Consider the following 25221-nt stretch of genomic DNA (forward strand, 5'->3'; position numbering starts at 1 on the left):
TTATGAGTGTGATATGTAAATTCAATCAACAGTATATAGGTTCAGCATAAAATCACAATCGGTATTATGTAACATAATCTTTCACTTCCTCGTATGCCAAATTCCTCTAATCAGAAGGCGTATTTGCCTATCTCACGCTCAAATGAAAAGGCCAAAAGACGGACAAAATGACGACTGAATTTCTGCTTCAAACAAGAGAAAGCGTTACCATCAAACAGTGAAAAATCTTTTGTCCTTTTCTCCCTAAATTTTTCGACAATTATTAAGATGTATTTTGAATCAATGTTTTAAAGCCCTCTCATCTCTACGAAATCAGTCATATCAGCGCTTTAAATGAATAGTGCGTGTTTTAGAATATTTTATATTTTTAAATGAACAGGTTAGAAAGTCATCCTCATTGGTCAGAACGCTATGTGTTGACCTATGACAAAGGTCACCTCTCAAAAAATCAAGTCATCTGCTTATTTTCAGGTCACAAAAAATTGGGATAAGATGTCAAAGATTAATCATTTTGTTATAGCCTCTTTTTACGATATTCACTCCTTATGACCTAAACAATGAAACATTATTCATTTCTTTTTATCAAGATTCATCATTTCTTAACATTTTTAATGTGATTTTAGTTGAAAGTTGTCGGAGCGTGTCATGCTTTCCCCAAAGATGACGCATAAAATCATCTTCTCGGCTTACACTATGGTTAAAAAATCTGTGAGAGGAGGCTAAAGATGCCAAACACGAATGAGCAAACACGCTTACACTTTTTATCAGGCGGTTTTGAGGAAAAGATTCGGATTCTGAAAAAAGCATTTCAGCAAAGCGCTGATTTTGAATACCGGGAATTAATGGTGAATGAAACGAAATCAGTGCTGTTTTATATTAAAACAAGAGTTGAAGAAAGCAAATTAAACGACTTCATTATCGGCAACTTGCTCGGTCCTCCTGGAGAGCAGAATTATACAAAATCACTTAGTACACTCGAAACAGGAGACTTGACGCTGATTGTCGACAGCATTATTGCAGGAAGCATTGCTTTCCTTGATGAAAAATCCTCACAGATCAAAATATTTGCCGTTGGACAGCCGCCGCTGCGTTCCATTTCTGAACCTTCTTCTGAAAGTATTATTGCAGGCGCACATGATGGGTTTGTTGAGAGTTTAGATACCAATTTATATTTGCTGCGTTCACACTTAAATGATCGAAAACTTGCAATCCAGTATCATAAGGTCGGTACAAAATCTGAAACAAAGGTTGCGACGGTTTATATTTCTGATATTGCCAATCAAGAAAAGATAGATGAGGTTAACAAACGAATTTCTTCTATTAAAGTAGACACGCTGCTTAGCCCCGGTTCTATTGTAGAAGCGATTGAGGATGATTCGTATTCCATCTTCCCGCAGCTTATTGACACAGAACGACCTGACAAAGTAAGATCTGCCATTCTTGAAGGAAGAATTGTTGTGCTGATGGATGGCAGTCCAATGGCTATCATTCTGCCTATTACGTTCTTTAGCTTCTTTCAATCACCAGATGACTACAATAGTCGCTGGATTCCAGCTACGTTTATTCGTATTCTTCGTTATATTGCCTGTATCATCGCTGTGATTTTGCCTTCTTTTTATATTGCAGTCATCGGCTTTCATTATGAGGTAGTCCCGGATGAATTAGCGATTACGATGAAAAATTCCATTATCGGCATTCCTTTTCCGCCTTTAATAGAAGCAATGCTGATGGAGATTACGATTGAGCTCATACGAGAAGCAGGGGTGCGACTGCCAAAGCCAATTGGTCAGACGATTGGAATTGTAGGCGGTTTGGTTATTGGGGACGCTGTTGTAAAAGCTGGACTCATTTCGAATGTTCTTATCGTTGTGGTCGCCGTGACCGCTGTTGCTTCCTTTGTTCTTCCTTCGTTTGAAATGACGTCTACCATCAGGATGCTGCGTTTTCCCCTCATGTTCATGGCATCGATGTTTGGGTTTATTGGCATTTCATTCGGCCTGTCGATCGTCCTGATGAATTTATGCCGCCTTGAATCACTAGGTGTCCCGTATTTATCTCCAGTAGCTCCATTTAACTGGCAGGATTTAAAAGACACTGTGATTCGATTACCAATGTGGATGTATAAAAAGCGCCCTGTTTACTTAAACCCAAAAAAGAAAGAGCAAATTGAAAATTTGAGAGGATGGAAAAATCAAGATGAAAAATAAAATATCTCCATCTCAAGCTGTCTTTTTTATCATTCAATCTCAAATTGGTGTCGGTATTTTAGCCCTGCCTCATTTGCTCATGAAGGATATGGGGCATGATGGCTGGATGGCTATCATTTTGGCCTGTTTTTTTATCCAAATCATCAATACCATTTTTATATATATCATTCACAAATATCCTGAGACATCATTTTTCGAGGCGTTAATTGAGGTTTTTGGAAAATGGGTTGGGCGAATCTTAGTGGCTCTTTATACAATTTATTTCGCCTCAGTCTGTATTGTCGTTCTATCTATTTTCACGAGAATTCTGGGTATATGGGTTTTACCACTTACACCCAATTGGGTCATCAACCTACTACTCATGATATCCATCCTTTACATCGCCAAGGAACAAATTACAGCGATTGTCAGATTCAACTTTATTCTGACTCCTTTTTTACTCTTGTTGTCTCTCATCATGCTGTATTCATTAAAAGGAACCAATATCGACTACCTTATGCCCTTTTTCCAAACGGACTTCTCTCAATTTCAGCTTGGATTGAAGGATGTTGTATTATCTATGAATGGATTTGAGATGATTCTGATCATCTCTCCACTGATGAAAGGCACCATTAAAGCGCGATACAAGGTCATGACCATTGCCAATATATGCACGACTCTTTACTACCTATTTATCACAGTGATTTGTTTTATGTTTTTCAGCCCGATTGAGCTTAAAATCATTCCAAATCCTGTTCTTTATCTGTTAAAAACCATTTCGTTCGGTGTGATTGAGCGAACAGACTTGATCTTTCTCAGTTTCTGGGTATTTATTATTCTTGCCACACTCAGCAATTACCTTTACTTCTGTGCAAATGGCGTAGCAAGTATTCTCAAGAAAAAAGACCACAAAAAATACGTCTTTTATTTTGCCATTTTGATTTATGCGGCTAGCTGTTACCTTGCAACCGATAATTTTAGAATTCAGCGTTTTAATGATTTTACCACCATCGCTCAATATTCATTTATTTACACACTCCCAATCTTTATGGCCATTATCATCTTTATCAAACATCGCAAAGGGAAGGTGAAATCACATGCGTCATAAGTACATACTGACGTTGCTCATGTGTGTTTCTCTCATATTCATGCCTGGCTGCTGGGATCAAAATTTATTAAAGAACATCTCTCTTGTGTTAACCTCCGCTGTTGATCAAGGAGAGGATGACAATGCGAAATACTCAATCACTTATCGAAAAGTGCAGCAGTCTCAAAGTATGGAGCAAGGAAATACTGGCAGCTTTTTAACCACTCTTCTCACAACGGAAGCACCTACTTTAAGAAAAGCAAGAACCAACTTCAGCCGGATAGTGGATCAAAAAATAGACATGTCGAAAATGCGGGTGATGCTGATCGGTGATGAATTTGCCCAAAATCGTCTTCTGCCCTACTTAGATATGTTTTATCGTGATCCAAAAAGCCCCCTCCTCGCAAATCTTGCCGTTGTTCAAGGGGGAACTTGTGAAGAAGTGATTAACTCGCTACTGAAGGAAAAACTCATCGTGAGTGACTATTTAAATAACTTGATCACAACCGCATCACGCTCCTCCCAAGTAGCACCTAAAAACATTCAAAGTATTCGATCTAAAATGCTCCAAACTGGAGAGGACTTCACATTGCCCTTAATCCATTTTGATCAATCGAAGAAATTAATCAGTGTAAAAGGTGTTGCCCTATTTGATAATGAGAAAAAGAAAGGCGAGTTGTACGGTCAAGACGCGATCTTGCTCACCGTCATGGACGGAAAAATGGGCAAGTATGCCAACTTCACAAAAAAAGTGAGAAGCGACATGAAGTCAAAAGAAAACAATTACATTACGATTCAAGTCACTGATGTAAAGAGAGACATCGAGATTCTAAATCCTGATCATCGAAACTTAACATACTCACTCAAATTTGAATTTAATACTTCTGTCATTGAGTACCCAAAAGATAACCTTGATACTGACAAAAAAATTGAAATGCTCAACAAAAAGCTATCAGTCATTTTGACAAAAGAAGCAGAAAAAATTATCGCTGCCCTGCAAGATGCGAATTCCGATGTGCTAAGCCTCGGCAGAAAATACAGAGTCAGACATTATGATGAGTATATGAAAATGAATTGGGTCACCGATTATCCAAAAGTGAAGATCATTCCAAAAATCAAAGTGAACATTACTCAAACAGGCATTATTAGTTAAGAAAAGGAAGACGTCCTCTTTCTTTTCTTTTTTTATTTTTTTAAGATTGTTTTTTCAATGCTTTCGTGATAATCTATCTGTGTGTAAACGGTTACACATCAAAGAAGGGAGGCACTCCATTGGCTACAATTAAAGATGTTGCAAAAGCTGCTCAAGTGTCTGTTGCAACTGTTTCACGCGTGCTCAATGATACTGGATACGTCCATATTGATACGAAAACCCGTGTGACACAAGCGATGCAGGAGCTAAACTACTTCCCCAATGAAGTGGCACGATCCCTTTTTAAAAGAGAATCAAGATTAGTTGGTCTCATCTTACCTGATATCACAAACCCCTTCTTCCCTCAGCTGGCTAGAGGCGTTGAGGATGAGATTCATGCAAACGGTTTTCGCTTATTATTCGGAAACAGTGATGAAGATCGGGAGAAGGAAATGGCCTATTTACAAACCTTTAAGCAAAACCAGGTGGTCGGTGTCATCGCTGTCACAAACGAACCTGAATCGGATTTGTACAATGATGATGAACTGCCTGTTGTCTTCTTAGATCGTACCGTTCCAAATGCACCTTCTGTGTTTGCAGATGCTACGGCAGGTGGGAAAATGGCTGCAATGGAATTAATCAAACGCGGCAGTCAGCAAATCACATTGCTAAAAGGGCCCGCTCATCTTCAAACGGCGCGGCAAAGATTCAAAGGCGCACTTGATGTTCTGACTGAAGAAGGTGCTAACTTTCATGTGATGTCTAACGCTTCTTTTTCTTTTCAGGAAGCCCGAAAAAGCGCCAAGGCTCTTTTCAAGCTGTACCCTGAAACAGATGGCATCATTGCCAGCAATGACATCGTCGCAGCAGCCGTCGTACACGAAGCGCTTCGTATTGGAAAAGTCATTCCAGAAGACGTCCAAATCATTGGATTTGATGATATTCCGCAAAGTGAACTGCTCTTCCCTTCTTTATCAACGATCCGGCAGCCTGCCTATGATATGGGGAAAGAAGCCGCAAAGCTGATCATTAAAGCCATTCAAAAACAGCCAATAGATCAAGCAGTTATTCAAATGCCCGTCTCTTTTATTGAACGAGAGACCACGAGAAAGGTGGATTCACAATGAGTCAAATAGTTGTCGTAGGAAGTTGTTCCATGGATCTAGTTGTCACATCGAGTAAGCGTCCCAATGCAGGAGAAACCGTCCTAGGCGAATCATTTAAAACGGTTCCTGGGGGAAAAGGAGCCAATCAAGCAGTGGCAAGCGCAAGGCTCGGTGCAGATGTATATATGATCGGCCGAGTTGGTGATGACGCATATGGTCAGGACATTATGAGCAATTTGCAAGCACAAGGTGTTCGCACCACCTATATGAAACCGGTTACCGAAATGGAAAGCGGAACAGCTCATATCATTTTAGCTGAAGGGGATAACAGCATTGTTGTCGTCAAAGGAGCAAACAATGAGGTAACACCTCATTATGTAAAAGATGCGCTTTCTTCTATTGAAAATATCGGAATCGTCCTCATCCAGCAGGAAATTCCTGAAGAAACAGTCGAAGCCGTCTGCGCCATTTGCAGCGAAAAAGGGATTCCAGTCATCTTAAATCCCGCACCAGCTCGCAAAGTCTCTCAGCAAATATTAGATCAAGCTGCCTACATCACGCCAAACGAACACGAAGCAGCTCTTATGTTTGATGGACTCACCATAGCAGAGGCTTTGCGACAATATCCAAACAAATTACTCATTACAGAAGGAAAAAATGGCGTTCGATACTTTGACGGATCAAAAGAAGTGTTGGTACCGGGCTATCCTGTGAAAGCCGTCGACACTACAGGCGCTGGCGATACTTTTAACGGCGCTTTAGCTGTAGCACTAACAGAAGGAAAATCCCTATACGACGCACTTGCCTTTGCCAACTTAGCTGCATCTATCTCAGTCACAAAATTTGGTGCTCAAGGCGGCATGCCAGTAAGAGAAGAATTGGAGAATAAGAAATGAAGAAAAATGGTATTTTAAATAGTCATATCGCCAAGGTGCTTGCTGATCTTGGTCATACAGATACGATTGTCATCGCAGACTGCGGCCTGCCCATTCCAGAAGGCCCGGTCAAGATCGACCTTGCATTATCCATCGGCACACCATCCTTTCAGGAGGTTACTTCCCTTCTTCTTGAGGAAATGGCCGTTGAACACATCACGATCGCCAGTGAAATCAAAGAAGCCAATGAGAGAGATCATTTATTTCTAAAGAAAGCGTTCTCACATCCGTTAGATGAAGTCGATCACGAGACATTTAAAGACATGACCAAACAGGCAAAAGCAGTGATTCGAACGGGTGAAGCCACCCCATACGCAAACTGCATTCTTCATGCCGGTGTCATCTTTTAAAAGGAGGAGCCACTTATGAACATTGAAATGCATAACATCCATAAGGCCTTTGGAAAAAACACCGTTCTCGCCGGGGTCTCCTTTGACCTCGTCACAGGTGAAGTCCATGCACTAATGGGTGAAAACGGGGCAGGAAAATCAACGTTAATGAATCTGCTGACAGGACTCTATTCACTGGATCAAGGAACGATTCAAATCGACGGAAAAGAAACCGCTTTCAAGAACCCGAAAGAAGCCGAGCAGAACGGGATTGCCTTCATTCATCAGGAGCTGAATATATGGCCTGATATGACGGTACTCGAGAATTTATTTATCGGGAAAGAAATCTATACAACACTTGGTCTCCTAGACACCAAGAAAATGAAAACCCTCGCCCAAGCGCAGCTCGACCGATTGTCTGTCAACCTATCGCTCGATCAAGAGGCAGGAAGCTGTTCTGTCGGACAAAAGCAGATGATTGAGATTGCGAAAGCGTTAATGACCGATGCAAAGGTCATCATTATGGATGAACCAACAGCTGCTCTCACAGATCGTGAGATTGAAAAGCTATTTCAGGTCATTGAATCACTCAAAAAAGAAGGCGTTTCCATCGTCTACATTTCTCACCGTATGGAAGAAATCTTCGCGATTTGTGACCGGATTACGATCATGCGTGACGGAAAAACGGTCGATACGAAAGCGATACCGGACACGAATTTCCATGAAGTCGTCAAAAAAATGGTCGGCCGCGAATTAACCGATCGTTACCCTGAGCGCACACCTTCTACTGGTGATACCGTCCTAGAAGTGAAGCAAGCAACGAGGAAAGGCCGCTTTCAAGATGTCAGTTTTTCCGTCAAAGCTGGAGAAATTGTCGGTGTTGCAGGCTTAATGGGTGCTGGCCGGACGGAAATGATGCGGTCGCTCTTTGGACTCGATCCCCTGGATCAAGGAGAAATTTGGGTTCATGGGAAAAAGGCTGTCATTAAAAAACCAAGTGATGCAGTCAAACTTGGCATCGGTTTTATCACGGAGGATCGTAAAGATGAAGGACTGATGCTGGATGCATCCATTCGGGAAAACATCGGCTTGCCTAACTTAGACAGCTTCTCTCCAAAGGGGCTGATCGATAAGAAAAACGAGCAGGACTTTGTTGATCTGCTTATCAAACGACTCACGATCAAAACCGCTTCATCTGAAATTTCTGCACGCAGCCTGTCCGGTGGAAATCAGCAAAAGGTCGTCATCGCCAAATGGATCGGCATTCAGCCGAAGGTGCTGATTTTAGATGAACCGACTAGAGGTGTCGACGTCGGGGCGAAACGAGAAATTTATCAGCTCATGAACGAGCTGACGGATCGAGGCGTTGCCATTTTGATGGTCTCCTCTGAGCTCCCAGAAGTTCTTGGGATGAGCGATCGAGTGCTTGTCATTCATGAAGGAACCATCAGCGGAGAATTAAGTAAAACAGAAGCTACACAAGAACGAATTATGACACTAGCTACAGGAGGGAAGTAACATGAAACCACTTACTTCAAATGGACGATTTGACAACATCATGCAAAAGCTTGGGCCATTCTTAGGACTCATCATCCTTGTTGCCATTGTTTCTATTTTAAATCCGGCCTTTTTAGAACCATTAAACATTTTAAACTTACTCAGACAAATCTCCATTAACGCCCTCATTGCCTTTGGCATGACGTTTGTTATTTTAACCGGAGGAATTGATTTGTCTGTCGGTGCCATTCTAGCGCTGTCTAGTGCTCTGACTGCCGGCTTTATTGTATCTGGTTTGGACCCGATTCTTGCCATCATCGTTGGATGTATCATCGGTGCCATCCTTGGAATGATCAACGGTCTTTTAATCACAAAAGGAAAAATGGCTCCTTTTATCGCAACACTTGCGACGATGACGATTTTCAGAGGATTGACGCTTGTTTATACAGACGGAAACCCAATTACAGGGCTTGGCTCTAACTATGCATTTCAGCTATTTGGTCGTGGATACTTCTTAGGCATTCCTGTTCCAGCGATCACCATGCTTCTCACCTTTATCGTTCTTTGGGTCTTGCTTCATAAAACACCTTTTGGCAGAAGAACGTATGCCATTGGCGGAAATGAAAAAGCAGCCCTCATCTCAGGTATTAAAGTACCACGCGTCAAAATCATGATTTACTCATTAGCCGGCTTTATGTCTGCTTTAGCAGGTGCGATCTTAACATCTCGTCTCAACTCAGCCCAGCCAACAGCTGGTACGTCGTATGAACTTGATGCAATTGCTGCCGTTGTACTTGGCGGGACAAGCCTGTCCGGCGGAAGAGGGCGAATTGTCGGCACACTCATCGGTGTACTCATTATTGGGGTCTTGAACAATGGTATGAACTTACTTGGTGTTTCATCATTCTATCAGTCTGTTGTGAAAGGGATTGTCATCTTGATTGCAGTCCTACTCGACAGAAAGAAATCTGCTTAAGGAGGCAGCTGCTATGAAAAAATATGTAATCCTGATCGTGACTCTCTCACTATTCATGCTTTCTGCCTGCTCGCTTGAACCGCCAGAGTGGGCCAAATCAACAAAGGATGGCAAGAAAAAAGACATGAAAATCGGACTGTCGATCTCGACTTTAAATAACCCATTCTTCGTTTCTCTTAAAAACGGTGTGACAAAAGAAGCGAAAAAGCTTGGCATTGAAGTTGTCATTGCCGATGCACAAAATGATTCAGCCAAACAAACAAGTGATGTAGAAGATTTAATTCAACAAGGGGTCGATGCATTACTCATTAACCCAGCCGATTCCTCTGCCATATCAACGGCTGTCGAATCTGCGAATGCTTCAGACATACCGGTCATCACATTAGACCGCTCGGCAGAAAGCGGAAAGGTTGAAGCGCTTGTTGCTTCTGATAACATCAAAGGCGGCGAAATGGCAGCTAACTTTATTATCGACAAAGTCGGTAAAGGAGCAAAAGTGGCTGAACTAGAAGGTGTACCAGGTGCTTCTGCGACACGCGAACGAGGAAAAGGTTTTCATCAAATTGCAGACAAAAAGTTAGATGTCACAGCAAAACAAGCCGCTGACTTCGACCGGACAAAAGGGCTCAACGTGATGGAAAACCTTCTTCAAGGAAACCCTGACATCAAAGCCGTTTTTGCCCACAATGATGAAATGGCACTTGGCGCACTAGAGGCCATCCAAAGCTCTGGAAAAGACATTCTTGTCGTCGGTTTCGACGGTAATGAAGATGCACTCAACTCGATCAAAGCAGGAAAACTATCTGCAACAGTCGCGCAGCAGCCAGAGCTGATCGGTCAACTGGCAGTCGGCGCTGCTGACGATGTATTAAAAGGAAAAAAGGTAGAAAAAAATATCGCCGCTCCATTGAAACTAGAACAAAAGAAATAAACACTAAACCCCCGATAGCCTCGGGGGTTTTAGATTATAGACAAAGGCTGAAATGAACTTGATTTTAGCCCTTTGTCTTCTTTTCAGCGTGATAGAAAACCTTTGCAGTCTAGGAAGGACGAGCACCGGAGCAGAGCGAATTGACATTCGTGAGCACCGAAGCGCAGGACTGACAAAGAATGCGAGAGTTTGTCTACACGCTGGACCCCCGATAGCCTCGGGGGTTTTAGATGTTATTCCGGTCTCTTCAGTACAAATGGCGTGCCTAAATGGGCATAATCATTACCTGCTAGGCGCGCGACTGGCTTTAATTCATTCGTAAAAATATATCCTTTTTCCGCATCATAGACGGATTCATCTAAATGCGCACACACCACCCGGCCAATGATATGATCGACTGTGATCTCCCCTTCATCATTTTGAAAGGTCAGATGTTTTTCCAGCTGACATTCAAAGCGAATGCGTGCTTCCTTGATTCCTGGCACTGACACCACGCTGCTCTTCACTTGATGAAGACCGGTACGAGTCAGCTCACTCTCTTCCTCTGGCAAAGTAGCAGCTGTTTCATTAATATCCTCAATCATCGCTTCATCACTCACATGGACAACAAATTCTTCCCTGTCGATGATATGTCTTGCTGTATCTTTCATCTCTCCTTGACGACGTCCAATAGAAACAGCGATCAGCGGAGGATGGCCGCTGATGACATTAAAGAAACTAAATGGTGCAGCATTGACGACTTCTTCTTTAGAAAGGCTTGTAATAAATGCAATGGGTCTTGGAACGACGGAACCAGATAATACTTTATATGCTTCTTTTCGTGACAGCTGATCCATTTGTAATGTAATCACTTCAGACATGCCTCCTCTTGTATGTAACGACATCATACCATACCCAGTTCTCTCTTCCCTTACTCCGGCTCACCGCGATGGAGAATATGATGGACAAGATGAAACAATGCCGGATTATGATTTTCTCGTCTATAAGAAATGGTCCATTCCGCGAGTAGCTGCTCACCTTCAATTGACCGATACACCACATCTAAATTAAATAAACGCCGGGCCGATGTTGGAATGATAGCAATTCCGATTCCCGCTGTGACAAGCCCAATGACCATTTGATATTCTGCTGCTTCCTGCACGATATTGGGTGAAAATCCGTACTTTTCACAAAGTAGGACAAAATGCTGATAAAGGGACGGCCATGATTCCTTTGATAAAGAAATAATCGGCTCATCACGAATATCTTCAATCGTGACCGCTTCTTTTTCCGCCAGCGGATGGTTTTTCGGAATCGCAAAAATACATTCACTTTGCTTCATTAAACGACTGACCAATTCTTCTTGCGGTGATGTAGGATGCAAAAAACCAATATCAATCTCACCATTCAAAAGCGCCTCAAGCTGCTGCGGGACAGAGAGCTGTTGCAGCTCAATACTGACAGAAGGGTACCGCTCTCTGAATTCACGGACAACTGGCGGCAGAATATCATATGTCGCTGTACCAACGAAACCGATGATAATCTTCCCAAGCTCCCCTCTTGCCGTATGCCGGGCATGATCAACGGCTTTATCAAGCTGATGCAGCACCCCCCGGACCTCATGTAAAAAAACCTTTCCAGCAGCTGTTAACTCCACCACCCTTTTAGACCGGTGAAACAAAGGAAATCCCAATTCTTCCTCAAACTGCTTAATTTGCTGACTAAGTGGAGGCTGTGTCATGTTCAATCGTGCGGCCGCTCTGCCGAAATGCAGCTCCTCCGCGACTGTGACAAAATACTGCAAATGTCTCAGTTCCATCCTTTCACTCCTCAAACACTTATTCGTGAAACATATTAAAACTACGTTAAACATATATTGGAAAATTTATTTTGTGAAATGTATAGTAAATCATATCATGAAAATATATTTTCATAAAAAATTTTACTTGCCGAAAGGAGTGCGGGGTAAATGAATTCTCAAACACAACCCCTAACAAAACGAGGAGCAGAGTTGATTGTCGATACGCTCATTGCCCAAGGTGTGACCCATGTTTTTGCGATTCCAGGTGCAAAAATTGATGCAGTATTTGATGTATTAAAAGACAGAGGTCCAGAGCTTGTGCTATGCAGGCACGAACAAAATGCGGCATTCATGGCAGCAGCTGTCGGTCGTTTAACTGGCAAACCAGGCGTTTGTCTAGTTACTTCAGGTCCAGGCGCATCCAATTTAGCGACAGGTCTATTAACAGCCAATACAGAAGGTGACCCTGTTGTTGCAATCGCTGGAAATGTCATCCGTGCGGATCGGCTCAAACGAACACATCAATCACTCGACAATGCGGCATTATTCAAACCAGTGACAAAATATAGCGTTGAAGTACAAGACGTAAACAATATACCAGAAGCCTTAACAAATGCTTTTCGCGCGGCACAAAGAGGTCAAGCTGGGGCAGCATTTATCAGCTTTCCACAAGATGTCGTGACCGAACACACCACACAAACACCAGTGTCTGCTCACCCTTCTCCAGAACTAGGTCCTGCACCGGATGCTCTCATCAGTTCGGCCATCGCCAAAATTCAAAATGCGCACTTACCTGTTGCAATTGTGGGAATGAAAGCTAGCCGTCCAGCTGCGGCAAATGCGACAAGAACATTATTAAAAACACTTGGTATCCCATTTGTCGAAACGTACCAAGGAGCCGGTGTTCTCTCAAGAGAGCTTGAGGCTCAATATGTGGGCAGAATCGGCTTATTCCGTAATCAGCCAGGCGACCTTCTCATTGAGAAAGCGGATGTGATTTTAACTATTGGCTTTGATCCAATCGAATACGATCCGAAGCATTGGAATTTGAAACCGCAGCAGCGTCAAATCATCCATGTGGATGACATGCAGGCAGATATTGACCATTTCTATGAACCGACGCTTGAGCTTGTGGGCAATATATCTGAAACGGTGCAACATCTAGCTCATGACAGCGTTCCACTTTCATTATGCAAAAAGAACGTAGATCTCGTCACAGAATTACAAGAGCTGTTAAGTGATATCGAAAAAACACCAGAAAGAGAAAGTCATTTATCACACCCGCTGGATGTCATTCATACGTTGAGACGTATCATCCCAGATGACACGAAAGTGACATGTGATATCGGATCGCACGCCATTTGGATGTCTCGCCACTTCCGTGTTTATGAACCGAACACGTTCCTAGTGAGTAACGGAATGCAAACACTTGGCGTGGCATTACCGTGGGCGATTGCAGCCTCCATATTAAATCCAGATGAAAAGATCATTTCAGTCTCAGGTGATGGCGGTTTTCTCTTCTCCGCCATGGAATTAGAAACAGCCGTGCGCATGAAAACAAATCTCGTTCATCTCGTTTGGAACGACAGCACATACGATATGGTGGCATTCCAGCAGGAAATGAAGTATGACCGTACGTCTTGTGTTGAGTTCGGTCAGATCGACTTAGTGAAATATGCAGAAAGCTTTGGAGCAACTGGATTACGTGTCAACTCACCTGAAGAGCTTTCAACTGTCCTTCAAAAGGGTATAAACATAGAAGGACCCGTTATTATTGATATTCCGATAGACTATCAAGACAACCCAGACCTCGCCAGTCAAAAATGGCCAGAAGTCTTTCGTGAAAAACACACAACGAACGTCAGATAAGACTTCGATACATTACGTTAAAGGAGTGAGCGGATATGGGTATGATGCACCCAATGAATCAACAAAACAACACAATACCGCAGGACAAAAAGCAAGAGGTCTATCAAGTATCAACCATGACCTCCTTGCTGGAAGCCGTATACGATGGAGATTTCTCCCTATCACATATTCCCGAGCATGGTGATTTTGGCATTGGTACATTCAATCAATTAGATGGGGAACTAATCGGCTTTGACGGCGCTTTTTATCGACTGCGCTCTGATGGAACAGCCACACCAGTAACCGATCAAGATTATTCACCATTCTGCTCTCTAGCATTCTTTGAAACGGACATCGTTCATCGAATTGATGCACCGATGACGTCCAAAGAGCTAGAGGAAGAAATCGACCGAATCTTACCGAGCAAGAATGTCTTTTATGCGATCCGCATCGATGGGTCATTCAAAAAGGTTCAAACCCGTACGGTTGAAAAACAGGAAAAACCTTACGTTCCGATGGTAGAGGCAGTCAAGTCACAGCCTATTTTCGATTTTGAAAATATTCGCGGGACGATCGCAGGCTTCCGTACACCACAGTACGCACATGGCATTGCGGTAAGCGGATATCATCTCCACTTTATTGATGATGATCGAAGCGTAGGCGGGCATGTATTTGATTACACTGTGGATCAAGTGACCATCCGAATTTCCCAAAAACGTCACATGAATTTACACCTTCCAAATACGCAGGAGTTCTTCCAAGCAGACATTGATCGTGCTGACCTTGCACAGCAAATTGCCAGTGCGGAAAGCAGCCCAGAAAAATAAAATGAACACACCTCGGTGATACCGGGGTGTTTTTTTATGCAAAAAGATATGTTATCTTCTTTTATTATTTCATTTCGTTACTCAATTAAAAATCAAACATTCTATTCGTAATAAAATATGATAGAATATCAACAGAAGAAAGGTGGTTATACGGTGGCACATGAATATCGCATTCCAAACTTAACATTAGATGAAAGAGATAAACAAATTCTTTCCTTATTACACGAGGACGGGCGTATGTCCTACACGGATCTAGGGAAACAAGTCGGCCTTTCCCGTGTTGCTGTACAAGCCCGTATTCAGCAGCTCATTGAAGCAGGTGTCATTGAACGATTCACCGCTGTCATTAATCCAGCAAAGATCGGCATTCATGTCTCTGTCTTTTTTAACGTAGAGGTTGAGCCGAAATGTTTAGAAACAGTCGCCCTTCAGCTTGAACAGGAAACAGCCGTCACAAGCCTTTATCATATGACAGGACCAAGCAAGCTGCATATGCATGGCATTTTTCAAAATGAACAGGAAATGGAGACGTTCCTGACAAAGAAGCTGTACCCGCTTGAAGGCGTCGTCAGTGTTGACTGTCAAATGCTCATTAAACGATACAAAAGCCGAATGGGCATGAAATTGTAGATAGGAGTTGAACCACTTGCAATCATATCTTGAACTCATGATCGCCATGGTGCGAACCGGTATTCTGGGATTTGGCGGAGGACCATCTGTGATCCCGCTCATTCGCCATGAAGCGGTCGTCAAATACAAATGGATCAATGATGACGAATTTGGAGAAACACTCGCCATCGCCAACGCATTGCCCGGACCGATTGCTACGAAAATGTCGGCATACCTCGGCTATCGATTAAAAGGTGTATCTGGCGCCATTGTTGCAACAGCTGCACATATTTTACCGACATGTCTCGCTATGGTGGCACTTGTTACACTTGTCAGCGTCTTAAGCTCTTCAGTCATCATTCAAAATATGATCGGTGCTGTGACACCAGTAATTGCCGTTCTGTTAGGAATGATGGCATATGAATTTGGACAAAAAGCGTTGAAGGGCTTCGGCATGATCTTCGGAATCGCCCTATTCCTTTTGGCATTTGTCGGTCTTCAAGTACTCTCGATTCATCCAGGAATCATTGTCATCATCTTTTTATGTTATGGTGCCTTTCATTTCAAACTGAAAGATCGCTGGACTCGAACAAATAAAGAGAAAGGAGTGTCTTCGTGATGCTGATTCTCTTTTTATTCTGGGCATTCTTCTTATCCAATCTGTTAGGGTATGGCGGAGGACCTGCCTCCATTCCGCTCAATTATGAAGAAATCGTCAATCATTTTCATTGGATGACGAACGAAGGGTTCTCCAATATGCTCGCATTAGCCAACGCACTTCCAGGTCCAATCGCTACGAAAATTGCGGCTTATGTAGGCTATGATGTCATGGGATGGCCAGGCTTTATCGTTGCACTGCTTGCGACGGTCCTGCCGTCTGCGATCGGATTGATCTTACTGCTAAAACTCATTGACCGTTTTCGCCAATCTTCTGTCGTCAAAGGCATGACCCTATCTGTACAGCCTGTCATTGCCATGATGATGCTTTTATTAACATGGGAAATTGGCGGAGATGCCGTGAAAGCCATTGGCTGGACACAATCACTTGCCATTGCCGCCATTTCATTTTTCTTTATGACCAAATTCAAATTGCACCCTGCCTTTCTGATTGTGGCTGCATTTTTATATGGCGGATTCATTCTTCCGCATTAATGCAAAAACCGATAACACGCGAAGTTATCGGTTTTTCTCATTACATATAAATAGGAGAGACAGACCTGCGCCCAATAGAATGATACTCGACACCAGCTACTTCTGCCGCTTCAAGCGTATGACAATTCCGTCCATCAAAAATGATCGGCTGCCTCATGAAATTTTTATAAGCTGAAAGTGGAAAGGACTGAATATCCGCCCACTCAGTTAATATACAGACAGCATCAGCATCCTTGATCGCCTCTTCAATCGTTTGAGCAAAAAGGACTTGATCAGGCAGTTCTTGAGCTGCATTGCGAGCGGCAGCAGGATCATAGGCTACGATCTCCGCTCCTAATTGATGGAGCTGATGAGCGATTGGGATTGACGGCGCCTCTCTCATATCATCTGTATTCGGCTTAAAGGAAAGGCCAAGAAGAGCCATTCTCTTCCCTTCCAAGTTTTCTCCCATCCGCTCCTTCACACTTCGAATAAAACTTGCTCGCTGCTCATTGTTGACTTTGATGACAGCCTTCAATAGCTCAAAATCATGGGACACATGCCCTGCAATTTGGACAAGGGCATTAGTATCCTTTGGAAAACAGGAACCTCCGTAACCAATGCCTGCCCTAAGAAACGAAGCACCAATCCGCTGATCGAGTCCCATCCCCTCTGCAACTCTCTCAACATCAGCTCCCGTTTTTCCACAAATCGAAGCAATTTCATTCATGAAGCTGATTTTTGTGGCAAGAAATGCATTTGATGCGTATTTGATCATCTCTGCGCTTTTCCGATCTGTTCTCACGAATGGAATGTGGAAATCCGCATACATAGACTCTAGCTGATCTAATCCGTTCTTCGTTTCCGCTCCAATCACCAGCCGATCCGCTCGCAGCGTATCTGAGATGGCAGACCCTTCTCGTAAAAATTCTGGATTCGATGCAATAGATAATGGCTCCTTACGACCTAACACGTGATGAATCAAATGATCAATTTGATCGCCCGTTCCGACAGGCACTGTACTTTTCACGACAAGCACTGCGCCTGGCTTTGCTTGTAAGCCCATCTCCTTTGCCGCTTGAAAGACATACTGCAAATCAGCTTGACCGTCTGCCTGCTGCGGGGTACCGACAGCAATCATTAACACGTCAGCCTGCGAATAGGCTGACACTCCATTGATGTGAAAACGAATGCGTCCTTGCTCCATATTCCGTTTGAGCAGTTCTTTTAATCCCGGCTCGTACATCGGAGGATTCCCTTGCTTCAGCTGCATGACCTTCCGCCGGTCAATATCCATACATGTCACATCATGTCCCGCCTCTGCTAAACACACCCCTGTGACAAGCCCCACATACCCACAGCCTGCAATCGCAATCTTCATGACACATCAGCTCCCCATACTCCTTATGCTTGTAATGTCATCGTATGCCGGGGATTTTCGATCCATTCATAAAAGCATACAAAAACCCCCTGCTGAGAGAGCAGGGGGCTACTTTTATGAAACAAGGCCATTTCGAATATGAGCAATCAGATTTTCAAGCATTTCTTTTGTTGTGACATCATTGGAATTTTCACCAATATCATGAGCGTACATCAAAATCTTTAAAAACTCTTCTTGATTTAAACCCTTATTATCCATGTCTGTATCCTTTCGATTCCACTAATTTCATTATTATATGCTGTATGGTTGGTTTATGCAATACTCTAATACATCATTCGACAGCTTTTGAAATTTATGACCATTTTCATGAAAAACTTTTTTATAAATCATCATTGAGCTATAATAAAAGAATTGGAATCTTTTACTTGGTTAGGAGCGGGTCAAATGCTTCAGCACAACATCAACGAAGAAGAAATCAAACAAACAGCCGAACAGATCAAAGAACTTCTTCCTGCAACAGATGAAAACAAGCAACTCATCAAAAAAGCATTGATTACTTATAGACAGGACAGCGTATATCGGCTCAAGCAAGAGTCTGATACCGAATGGTCAGCTTATGTACATGATGTCGTGGCAGCAAGAGTCCACCTTCATGTGCTGTTTCCAGTGAGAAGCAGCTGCTCATGTCCAGCTGATGGACTATGTAAACACATCCTCGCTGTCTTCTTTTCGCTATACGCTCAAGTAGAGAGTGTGACCGGCTTTACAGAAAATTGGTCAGAGAAGGATGAATTACAGCGCAGCAAAGAACTCATTCGTCAGCACTTCCAAGTGAAGCGCCCAGATGAACAATCACTTCAGAGCTGGCTGAATTTTTTCCAGGAGGAATTTCACCTCTGGCTGAAACGGACACCGAAGCACCAGCAAACGCCACAGCATTTGTATTACGGCTATTTATCGATCCTGAAAAAACACGCACCCACTTCACCTGAATTCAAGAGTTTGTATGCGATTCATACGTCCATCGATGTGTGGTTAAGGCTCTATGAGCTAATCGATCTCGGCCGTCTTGATGCCGAAAAAGACTTTTATTCGATGAATCCATATGTAGAACAGCTCATGAACACCATTTTTGATTCAGTGGATCATTTGAGGACATACGCCCTTTCCTTTTCCCTCGATCCGTTTCTTGAAAACACACCAACTGCCGTTCGGACACTTCTTCAAATCAGCGGACCTTTCCAACATGAACGAGTTGCGGTCTTTATGGAAATGTGGGGAACTATATTAAATAGAGGGAAATGGGTCAAAAAAGAAACAGAATTACTCAAGAGCGCCCAACAGCAGGAACAAACGGTTGAGCGAACCATTGGGCTCATGCATATGGATTATTTGCTAAAAGAAGACGAAAGACTCTTCCAGCAATTAAAATTGCTCAATGCAGATATGCTGCCGAATGTGCTCAATTGGCTAAAGGATCTCACAAATCGCAAGGACTGGAAGCGTCTCAAACTTTGGTATCAAGAGATCACATATGTATTAGAAGAATATTGTCAGCTTGACCTATCTTATAGAGAACTGCGTGGAGCCGTCAGCGATTTCTTCTTTTATTTAGACGCGTACTTTAAACAGACGAAAGATCATTTCTTGTATGAACGCTATCTCCAAATCTGTATGCCTTATGCATTTACTGAATATAGTCAGCTCTTATATGCACAAGAACGCTATGCAGAATGGATTGAAATACACAGCCTCGTTGGTTTCTCCATCAGTGAATTGGAGAAAGAACTGATCAAACAGATTGCAAAGGAAGAGCCTGAAGCACTCATTCCTTCGTACCACCGGGAAATCTCACTGCTTCTCGATCAAAAGAATCGAAGTGCTTACCGGGAATCTGTGAAAATGCTCAAAAAACTGCGTACGCTTTATCATAAAACGAAAAAAACCGCGGTGTGGGAAAGATATGTACAGCAGCTGCAAGATTCAACAAAACGGCTGCGTGCGTTCCAAGAGGAAATGAAGAAAGGAAAATTAATTGATGACACGCCATAAACAAATTGTCATTCATGCAGAACAAACCGAAGATTTCTCTTTCACCATTTCAGCGCAAGCAGAGGACGGACAGCCTGTACCGCTAAATGAAATGAAGAGGCAGCTTTTCCAATGGCACGAATCATCTTTTTACGGAACATTCTTAGAAGATGTGAGCTTTATTGGCACACCTGCCTTCCTGTTAAGTCCTTGGATGACCGTTGAATTGCTAGGGAAAAATTCATTCAATACTTTCAGCCATGTGACGTTAACGGATGAAACAGAGCCGCTTATGAAAACAGCCTCAACCATTTACGAATTCATCGAGGATGAAGATTTTGTCCCAGATTTCGAGGCATGGACAAAAGGCATGCTTCGCTTTAAAGACAAAGAAGGCCTATTAGATGGCTACACAGCTGATTGGTTCTCCTTTGCCGTACAGGATTACATTCAATATGATGATGCCTTGCAGCACAAATGGAACCGAATGACTGCACAATCGCCTGCTCTTTCCTCCTTCCAGGGACATTTTTTAGATGAACAGGATTTCTTGGAAACGATCGGCTGGATTGATGATGAGACGCCTTTCACTGTCGGCTTGCGTTTAAATGAGCCTGATTTCGACGGGGATGATTGGAAAATTGAATTGTTTTTGCGTGATAAGAAAAACAGTGATCTGCATTTCTTTGAAGGCATCCGTTCTTTAAAAAAATCATGGCGTCCGTTTCAAGAAAAAATCACCAGAGAGCTGGAGCGGTTCGGTCAGATTGTCCCTTGGCTCTCATTTACATCTGGTACCACCCTCATGTCAGAAGAAGAAGCGTGGCTCTTCCTATCTGAAGCGAGTGAAACACTTGTGAACATGGGGATTGAGATCCTGCTCCCATCATGGTGGCAGATCGTCAAAGAAAGCACCATGATGCTAAAAGCACGGATTTCCTCCACACCACGAGGCGAATCGCACGTTGGAATGGATGCCCTTATGGACTTTAATTGGCGCTTTGCCACAAACGGTATTGAGCTGACAGAAGATGAGTTCAACGAGCTTGTTCAAAGTAAACGTCGTCTTGTCAACATTCGTGGACAGTGGATTAAAATCGATCCGACCTTTATCCAGCAAATGAAGAAATGGATGGAGCGCGCTGAGAACGAAGGACTTCATATGTCGGATATTTTATCACGTGAACTCGCAGACCAAGAGGCCTCCTCTGAGTCGATTCCTGAGTTGCTAGACAGTTCGGCCTTTGCCCATATTCAATTTGAACTTTCGTCTCAATTACGAGGGCTTGTTCATCAGTTAAATGATACACAAGAGCTGCCATCCTATGAGATGAGTGAGTCCTTTAAGGGCACACTACGCCCGTATCAGCAGCACGGTGTCAACTGGCTTCTGTTCTTAAGGTCTCATGGATTCGGGGCTTGTTTAGCAGATGATATGGGACTTGGAAAAACGATTCAAATGATCGCTTATTTCACTTATTTGAAGGAGCATCAACAAGACGCCGCTCCATCTCTCATCATTGCACCGACTTCCGTATTAGGGAACTGGCAAAGAGAGCTTGAAACATTCGCACCACATTTGAATGTCGCTCTGCATTATGGACCGTCACGTCCACAAGGTGAGAACTTTACAAAAGCGTACGAATCAACAGATATCGTCCTCACTTCGTATGGTCTCTCACATTCTGACCGTGATGAATTAACAGCAGCCAAATGGAATACCATTTGCTTAGACGAAGCCCAGAACATTAAAAATGCCCATACGAAACAATCGAGAGCCATTAGGCAATTAAAAGGACAGCACCACATTGCCCTCAGCGGGACACCGATGGAGAACCGCTTGACAGAGCTTTGGTCTATTTTCGACTTCGTGAACAAAGGATATCTCGGCAGCCTGACCAGTTTTCATAAAAAGTTCGTCCTTCCGATTGAAAAAGACCGTGAAGAAAAAAGAATCCAACAGCTGCAGCAGCTGATCAAGCCATTCTTATTAAGACGAACAAAACAAGATGAAGAAGTCGCACTCAATCTTCCAGAGAAACTAGAAGAAAAAGAATTCATCCCGTTATCTGCAGAGCAGGCATCTTTATATGAACAGCTGGTCAAAGATACATTCGAACATATGGCCTCATTAACAGGGATGCAGCGGAAAGCCATCATTTTAAGTATGCTTGGCAGACTCAAACAAATTTGCGATCACCCTGCTCTTTATTTAAAAGAGAGCGGAACAGATGTGAAATTGTTGAAGCGTTCATTAAAAATGGATAAATTAGCAGAGCTGTTAAAAGCCATACACGAACAAGGAGAAAGCTGTCTCATTTTTACGCAGTATATTGAAATGGGCAACATGATCAAACAGCTCGCCGAAAAGATGTTTGGAGAACCAGTTCAATTTTTAAATGGGAGCTTATCAAAACATGATCGGGACAAAATGGTGGAACGCTTCCAGAAAAAAGAGTTCAACATCTTAATTCTTTCTTTAAAAGCAGGAGGAACCGGACTAAACTTAACCGCTGCCAATCATGTCATTCACTACGATAGATGGTGGAATCCTGCTGTAGAAAACCAAGCAACAGACCGTGCTTACCGCATCGGGCAAAAGCGGTTTGTTCACGTCCATAAGATGATCACAACCGGCACGATAGAGGAAAAAATTGATCAAATGCTCGAAACAAAACAAACGTTAAATGATCAAATTATCCAAAGTGAAAGCTGGATTACAGAGCTGTCAACGAACGAACTAGAAGATTTATTCACGTTAAGTGCAGCCGCTCAATCATCGTAATGACAGCAAAAAGAGGACTTTTCTCAAACTTGATGAAAAGTCCTCTTTTTTTAATCTCATCTAAAGGAATGCTTAAATTTGCAGCTTTTTCAATGCAGATTTCACATTCATATACGTGTTCAACTCACGGAAGTCCTCTCTCATTTCTCCCATTTTCATCGCAAGATTTGGTTTAATACCTGTCACGATCAGTTCTGTGCCAGTCATTAAAATCAAATCATTCAGCTTAAAGATCGCATCTGCCACAAATGAATCCACCTCTAATAAACCAGACAGATCCACAATAAAGTAATCGTCTTTGGATTGAGAGATATAAGTGGAGACTGTTGAGATGATTTTATCAAACCTTGGCGCTGTTAACGTACCAATGATCGGCAGGACAGAAATACCATCCTTCACCGGAACAATCGGGACAGAAATATTCAATACTTCATCAATGGATTGCTCAAGAAGCTCTTGCTGTTCCATCTCTTTCGTAACATCCTTTTGCAGACCAACGAAATAAAGGCGTTTCCCTTCATTTTCATCAATCCATAGAGGCGCCACACTTAACTCGTTCCAAAACATTTGACCAGATTTTTTATAGTTTTTCAACTGTACAGTGACAGCCTCTTTGTTTTCAATGGCTGCCCTAATTTGTTTGAGAGCAATCTGTTCAGTTTCATCTCCTTGAAGGAAACGACAGTTCTTTCCTAATACTTCGGTTTCTTGATAGCCTGTCATATCTAAAAAGCCCTTGTTCACATATATTAAAGGATTATCAGGTAAAGACGGGTCCGTCACCGTCAGGCCAACCTGAGTATAGTCTAAGGCTTCCTTGATTAAATGCAGATTGTCGGACTTATAAGATTCCAGCGCCATTCGTTTACTCTCCTTAACTTCCTTACAAGCGGGTTATATTCATAATTAAATTATATGATGTTCCATAGCGGGTGTAAATAGAAGTAGTTCTGAATTCCTCTTTTGTAGAATGCGCTTCATCCTATGTCATTTATACAAATACATACGATTCAATTATTTCAAAAGATGTTGAATCATATGTGCCACACCATGTTCATCATTTGTTAACGTGACATGATCAGCTAATTCTTTTATATCCTTTCTCGCATTCCCCATTGCAATTCCAACCCCAGCTGCCCGAATCATCGATTCATCATTTAAACTGTCTCCTACAGCCGCTGTTCGGCTTAATGGAATACCGAGCTTTTCTGCCAGCCTGGTTAACGCCTGCCCTTTCGACGCCTCCTTTGCTCCAATTTCAAAGTTATGATCAGCCGAACTAACCAATGTTAATTCAGAATCATGTCCAAACGCATCCCATCCGGCTTTCAATCTGTCTTGAAAAAATGAGAAACCTAAGATGTTATAAAACGAAAGATTCTGATCCTCACGAAACAATTCTTGATATGTATCAATATAAGCAAAACCTGACTGGCTGTATTGAACTTCAGCCGCTTGCTCAAGAACACGCTGATCCGTTTCTGGATTTGCACTCTTTAAGCGGTCCATTTCTATCGCCAGAAGCTCCCTGCCGCGGTTTGGTGTGTAAATGGCTTCATTCGTAAACACTTCATAGTAATAATCACGCTCCTCTAGCCATGATAAGATGTGTTTTGCTTTTTCTTCTTCTAGAACAGCCGAATGATATACCTGACCTTCTGGATCATGAATCACAGCTCCATTTGCACTGATGACCCACGTATTCATCCCAAGCTGATCAAAAATAGATTTCACATCAAAATACGCTCTTCCTGTTGAAACGACAACCTCAATCCCACTCGCCGCTGCTTCCTTTAACGCCTGCTCGTTTTCCTGACTCACTTTGTGCTCACTGTTCAATAAAGTTCCGTCTAAATCCGTTGCGATTAATTGAATGTTTGTCATCGGTCTCTCCTTTTTTGCCTGCATTTTCAGTTGACCTTCCGTTTATCAAATCCATCATCATTATGAAATGAGTATCCACTATTTGCAAGGGATGATCGGCTTATCAATGAATATAAGAGTACCCGGTCACGCTACATGACCGGATACGCATAAGGGGATTCACAGGGGACACATGACTGATACAAAGAAACCTTGGTTCTACTATTACGCAGTGAATATGTGTACAAGGCAAAGTCTATCAGCTATAGCTAGAGGGGGGCCACGAGATGCTAGACCTTTGCCTTTTGCCTCCTTTCCTTTCAGCTAACCCTAGTCTACTGAGAAATAGCACAAGAGACAAAAAACGAAAATGACAAAATCGTTCTTCAAATTCTTAATTTCCTCAATCATTTTTACTTTTTACCGCTTGCGTATAAAACATCATCTTATTTTGTTTGACGAAATACTTATTTTTCATAAATTGATAAAAAACATCTGAATGAATCCAATTACTAGAAGGCATGTGAATATAGTCAGACCCGTCCCACGCAAACCAATAAAAACAAAGCCTTCCATCATGAATTGACAATTGAAATTCAAAACAGTCCATTTGATCGTCTGTCACATATTGAAAAGTGAGGGACTCCCCTTCTTCCATATACACGTCACAAAATGAGAGAATGTCTCCCCATGTATAGACCCTCACATTGCTTTCCTTTTCCTCACCAATATGTATGTTTCGAAGTTGATAGGACTCCATAAAACATCTCCTTTCACTTATATGCAG

The 25221-nt window shown here is 42.6% G+C and carries 23 protein-coding genes; 16 read left to right on the forward strand and 7 right to left on the reverse strand.

Annotation, left to right across the window (positions count from 1 at the left end; translation table 11 throughout):
* Positions 1-725: 725 nt before the first annotated feature.
* From NSQ64_RS18355 to rbsB, 9 genes are all read left to right on the forward strand, one after another.
* Positions 726-2207, forward strand: coding sequence for a spore germination protein (locus tag NSQ64_RS18355; protein WP_341017705.1), 1482 nt, complete (start codon positions 726-728; stop codon positions 2205-2207).
* Positions 2197-3294 carry a GerAB/ArcD/ProY family transporter gene (locus NSQ64_RS18360; RefSeq protein WP_216895262.1) on the forward strand — a complete coding sequence of 366 codons (1098 nt, stop codon included), beginning with the start codon at positions 2197-2199 and terminating at the stop codon, positions 3292-3294. Before NSQ64_RS18355 ends, NSQ64_RS18360 begins: the two co-directional genes overlap by 11 nt.
* The gene (locus tag NSQ64_RS18365; RefSeq protein WP_039165342.1) at positions 3284-4426 is read left to right on the forward strand and encodes a Ger(x)C family spore germination protein; all 1143 of its coding nucleotides are present in this window, start codon (positions 3284-3286) and stop codon (positions 4424-4426) included. Before NSQ64_RS18360 ends, NSQ64_RS18365 begins: the two co-directional genes overlap by 11 nt.
* Before the next feature lie 119 nt (positions 4427-4545).
* Positions 4546-5532, forward strand: coding sequence for a LacI family DNA-binding transcriptional regulator (locus tag NSQ64_RS18370; protein WP_243824618.1), 987 nt, complete (start codon positions 4546-4548; stop codon positions 5530-5532).
* A complete protein-coding gene (rbsK, locus tag NSQ64_RS18375) occupies positions 5529-6407 on the forward strand; it encodes a ribokinase (RefSeq protein ID WP_341017709.1) in 879 nt (292 codons plus the stop codon). Before NSQ64_RS18370 ends, rbsK begins: the two co-directional genes overlap by 4 nt.
* Positions 6404-6796, forward strand: coding sequence for a D-ribose pyranase (gene rbsD / locus NSQ64_RS18380; RefSeq protein ID WP_017360008.1), 393 nt, complete (start codon positions 6404-6406; stop codon positions 6794-6796). Before rbsK ends, rbsD begins: the two co-directional genes overlap by 4 nt.
* Before the next feature lie 15 nt (positions 6797-6811).
* Positions 6812-8293 (forward strand): sugar ABC transporter ATP-binding protein, encoded by a 1482-nt coding sequence (locus NSQ64_RS18385; protein ID WP_216942902.1) that lies wholly within the window; start codon positions 6812-6814, stop codon positions 8291-8293.
* Between the two features lies 1 nt (position 8294).
* Complete coding sequence (gene rbsC / locus NSQ64_RS18390; RefSeq protein ID WP_007497532.1) at positions 8295-9248, forward strand: ribose ABC transporter permease RbsC; 954 nt, start codon at positions 8295-8297, stop codon at positions 9246-9248.
* Positions 9249-9261: 13 nt separating this feature from the next.
* Entirely contained in the window at positions 9262-10179 is a 918-nt protein-coding gene (gene rbsB / locus NSQ64_RS18395; RefSeq protein ID WP_024718716.1) for a ribose ABC transporter substrate-binding protein RbsB, read from the forward strand.
* Positions 10180-10412: 233 nt separating this feature from the next.
* On the opposite strand, the gene NSQ64_RS18400 is transcribed toward rbsB, so the two are convergent.
* Complete coding sequence (locus tag NSQ64_RS18400) at positions 10413-11039, reverse strand: flavin reductase family protein (RefSeq protein WP_445684649.1); 627 nt, start codon at positions 11037-11039, stop codon at positions 10413-10415.
* Positions 11040-11089: 50 nt separating this feature from the next.
* Positions 11090-11977: an acetoin biosynthesis transcriptional regulator AlsR gene (gene alsR, locus NSQ64_RS18405; protein ID WP_024718718.1), complete on the reverse strand. Its 888-nt coding sequence runs from the start codon at positions 11975-11977 to the stop codon at positions 11090-11092.
* 150 nt (positions 11978-12127) lie between these two features.
* Between alsR and alsS the strand changes: the two genes are divergently transcribed.
* From alsS to NSQ64_RS18430, 5 genes are all read left to right on the forward strand, one after another.
* Complete coding sequence (gene alsS, locus NSQ64_RS18410) at positions 12128-13828, forward strand: acetolactate synthase AlsS (protein ID WP_039165330.1); 1701 nt, start codon at positions 12128-12130, stop codon at positions 13826-13828.
* Positions 13829-13872: 44 nt separating this feature from the next.
* Positions 13873-14634 carry an acetolactate decarboxylase gene (gene budA, locus NSQ64_RS18415; protein ID WP_370529243.1) on the forward strand — a complete coding sequence of 254 codons (762 nt, stop codon included), beginning with the start codon at positions 13873-13875 and terminating at the stop codon, positions 14632-14634.
* Positions 14635-14787: 153 nt separating this feature from the next.
* Positions 14788-15264 carry an Lrp/AsnC family transcriptional regulator gene (locus NSQ64_RS18420; RefSeq protein WP_017360010.1) on the forward strand — a complete coding sequence of 159 codons (477 nt, stop codon included), beginning with the start codon at positions 14788-14790 and terminating at the stop codon, positions 15262-15264.
* A gap of 37 nt (positions 15265-15301) precedes the next feature.
* Entirely contained in the window at positions 15302-15862 is a 561-nt protein-coding gene (locus tag NSQ64_RS18425; protein ID WP_039963093.1) for a chromate transporter, read from the forward strand.
* Positions 15862-16395 carry a chromate transporter gene (locus tag NSQ64_RS18430; RefSeq protein WP_007497548.1) on the forward strand — a complete coding sequence of 178 codons (534 nt, stop codon included), beginning with the start codon at positions 15862-15864 and terminating at the stop codon, positions 16393-16395. The genes NSQ64_RS18425 and NSQ64_RS18430 overlap by 1 nt, the downstream gene beginning before the upstream one ends.
* Before the next feature lie 40 nt (positions 16396-16435).
* On the opposite strand, the gene NSQ64_RS18435 is transcribed toward NSQ64_RS18430, so the two are convergent.
* Positions 16436-17755, reverse strand: a complete 1320-nt coding sequence (locus tag NSQ64_RS18435) for a UDP-glucose dehydrogenase family protein (RefSeq protein WP_341017716.1) — start codon at positions 17753-17755, stop codon at positions 16436-16438.
* 114 nt (positions 17756-17869) lie between these two features.
* On the reverse strand, positions 17870-18013 hold the full coding sequence (locus tag NSQ64_RS18440) for a hypothetical protein (RefSeq protein WP_003214884.1): 144 nt from the start codon (positions 18011-18013) through the stop codon (positions 17870-17872).
* 186 nt (positions 18014-18199) lie between these two features.
* Between NSQ64_RS18440 and NSQ64_RS18445 the strand changes: the two genes are divergently transcribed.
* Together NSQ64_RS18445 and NSQ64_RS18450 are read left to right on the forward strand one after the other, a co-directional pair.
* Positions 18200-19807 carry an SWIM zinc finger family protein gene (locus NSQ64_RS18445; protein ID WP_341017719.1) on the forward strand — a complete coding sequence of 536 codons (1608 nt, stop codon included), beginning with the start codon at positions 18200-18202 and terminating at the stop codon, positions 19805-19807.
* On the forward strand, positions 19794-22571 hold the full coding sequence (locus tag NSQ64_RS18450) for a DEAD/DEAH box helicase (RefSeq protein WP_017360014.1): 2778 nt from the start codon (positions 19794-19796) through the stop codon (positions 22569-22571). The genes NSQ64_RS18445 and NSQ64_RS18450 overlap by 14 nt, the downstream gene beginning before the upstream one ends.
* Positions 22572-22643: 72 nt before the next feature.
* On the opposite strand, the gene NSQ64_RS18455 is transcribed toward NSQ64_RS18450, so the two are convergent.
* From NSQ64_RS18455 to NSQ64_RS18465, 3 genes are all read right to left on the reverse strand, one after another.
* Positions 22644-23432, reverse strand: a complete 789-nt coding sequence (locus NSQ64_RS18455; RefSeq protein WP_251210523.1) for an STAS domain-containing protein — start codon at positions 23430-23432, stop codon at positions 22644-22646.
* A gap of 153 nt (positions 23433-23585) precedes the next feature.
* Positions 23586-24446 carry a Cof-type HAD-IIB family hydrolase gene (locus NSQ64_RS18460; protein ID WP_211256834.1) on the reverse strand — a complete coding sequence of 287 codons (861 nt, stop codon included), beginning with the start codon at positions 24444-24446 and terminating at the stop codon, positions 23586-23588.
* Positions 24447-24837: 391 nt separating this feature from the next.
* Complete coding sequence (locus NSQ64_RS18465; protein WP_008343305.1) at positions 24838-25194, reverse strand: hypothetical protein; 357 nt, start codon at positions 25192-25194, stop codon at positions 24838-24840.
* Positions 25195-25221 lie beyond the last annotated feature (27 nt).

The sequence above is a fragment of the Bacillus sp. FSL W8-0183 genome, assembly GCF_038006825.1.
Classification (GTDB): Bacteria; Bacillota; Bacilli; order Bacillales; family Bacillaceae; genus Bacillus; species Bacillus altitudinis.

Coding starts and splice junctions, on each gene's coding strand:
- NSQ64_RS18365 (WP_039165342.1), top strand. CDS start 3,284: ATGCGTCATAAGTACATACTGACGTTGCTCATGTGTGTTTCTCTCATA.
- budA (WP_370529243.1), top strand. CDS start 13,873: ATGCACCCAATGAATCAACAAAACAACACAATACCGCAGGACAAAAAG.
- NSQ64_RS18425 (WP_039963093.1), top strand. CDS start 15,302: ATGATCGCCATGGTGCGAACCGGTATTCTGGGATTTGGCGGAGGACCA.
- alsR (WP_024718718.1), bottom strand. CDS start 11,977: ATGGAACTGAGACATTTGCAGTATTTTGTCACAGTCGCGGAGGAGCTG.
- rbsD (WP_017360008.1), top strand. CDS start 6,404: ATGAAGAAAAATGGTATTTTAAATAGTCATATCGCCAAGGTGCTTGCT.
- NSQ64_RS18455 (WP_251210523.1), bottom strand. CDS start 23,432: ATGGCGCTGGAATCTTATAAGTCCGACAATCTGCATTTAATCAAGGAA.
- NSQ64_RS18385 (WP_216942902.1), top strand. CDS start 6,812: ATGAACATTGAAATGCATAACATCCATAAGGCCTTTGGAAAAAACACC.
- NSQ64_RS18435 (WP_341017716.1), bottom strand. CDS start 17,755: ATGAAGATTGCGATTGCAGGCTGTGGGTATGTGGGGCTTGTCACAGGG.
- NSQ64_RS18450 (WP_017360014.1), top strand. CDS start 19,794: ATGACACGCCATAAACAAATTGTCATTCATGCAGAACAAACCGAAGAT.
- rbsB (WP_024718716.1), top strand. CDS start 9,262: ATGAAAAAATATGTAATCCTGATCGTGACTCTCTCACTATTCATGCTT.
- rbsC (WP_007497532.1), top strand. CDS start 8,295: ATGAAACCACTTACTTCAAATGGACGATTTGACAACATCATGCAAAAG.
- NSQ64_RS18400 (WP_445684649.1), bottom strand. CDS start 11,039: ATGTCTGAAGTGATTACATTACAAATGGATCAGCTGTCACGAAAAGAA.
- NSQ64_RS18355 (WP_341017705.1), top strand. CDS start 726: ATGCCAAACACGAATGAGCAAACACGCTTACACTTTTTATCAGGCGGT.
- NSQ64_RS18465 (WP_008343305.1), bottom strand. CDS start 25,194: ATGGAGTCCTATCAACTTCGAAACATACATATTGGTGAGGAAAAGGAA.
- NSQ64_RS18360 (WP_216895262.1), top strand. CDS start 2,197: ATGAAAAATAAAATATCTCCATCTCAAGCTGTCTTTTTTATCATTCAA.
- NSQ64_RS18440 (WP_003214884.1), bottom strand. CDS start 18,013: ATGGATAATAAGGGTTTAAATCAAGAAGAGTTTTTAAAGATTTTGATG.
- alsS (WP_039165330.1), top strand. CDS start 12,128: ATGAATTCTCAAACACAACCCCTAACAAAACGAGGAGCAGAGTTGATT.
- rbsK (WP_341017709.1), top strand. CDS start 5,529: ATGAGTCAAATAGTTGTCGTAGGAAGTTGTTCCATGGATCTAGTTGTC.
- NSQ64_RS18430 (WP_007497548.1), top strand. CDS start 15,862: ATGCTGATTCTCTTTTTATTCTGGGCATTCTTCTTATCCAATCTGTTA.
- NSQ64_RS18445 (WP_341017719.1), top strand. CDS start 18,200: ATGCTTCAGCACAACATCAACGAAGAAGAAATCAAACAAACAGCCGAA.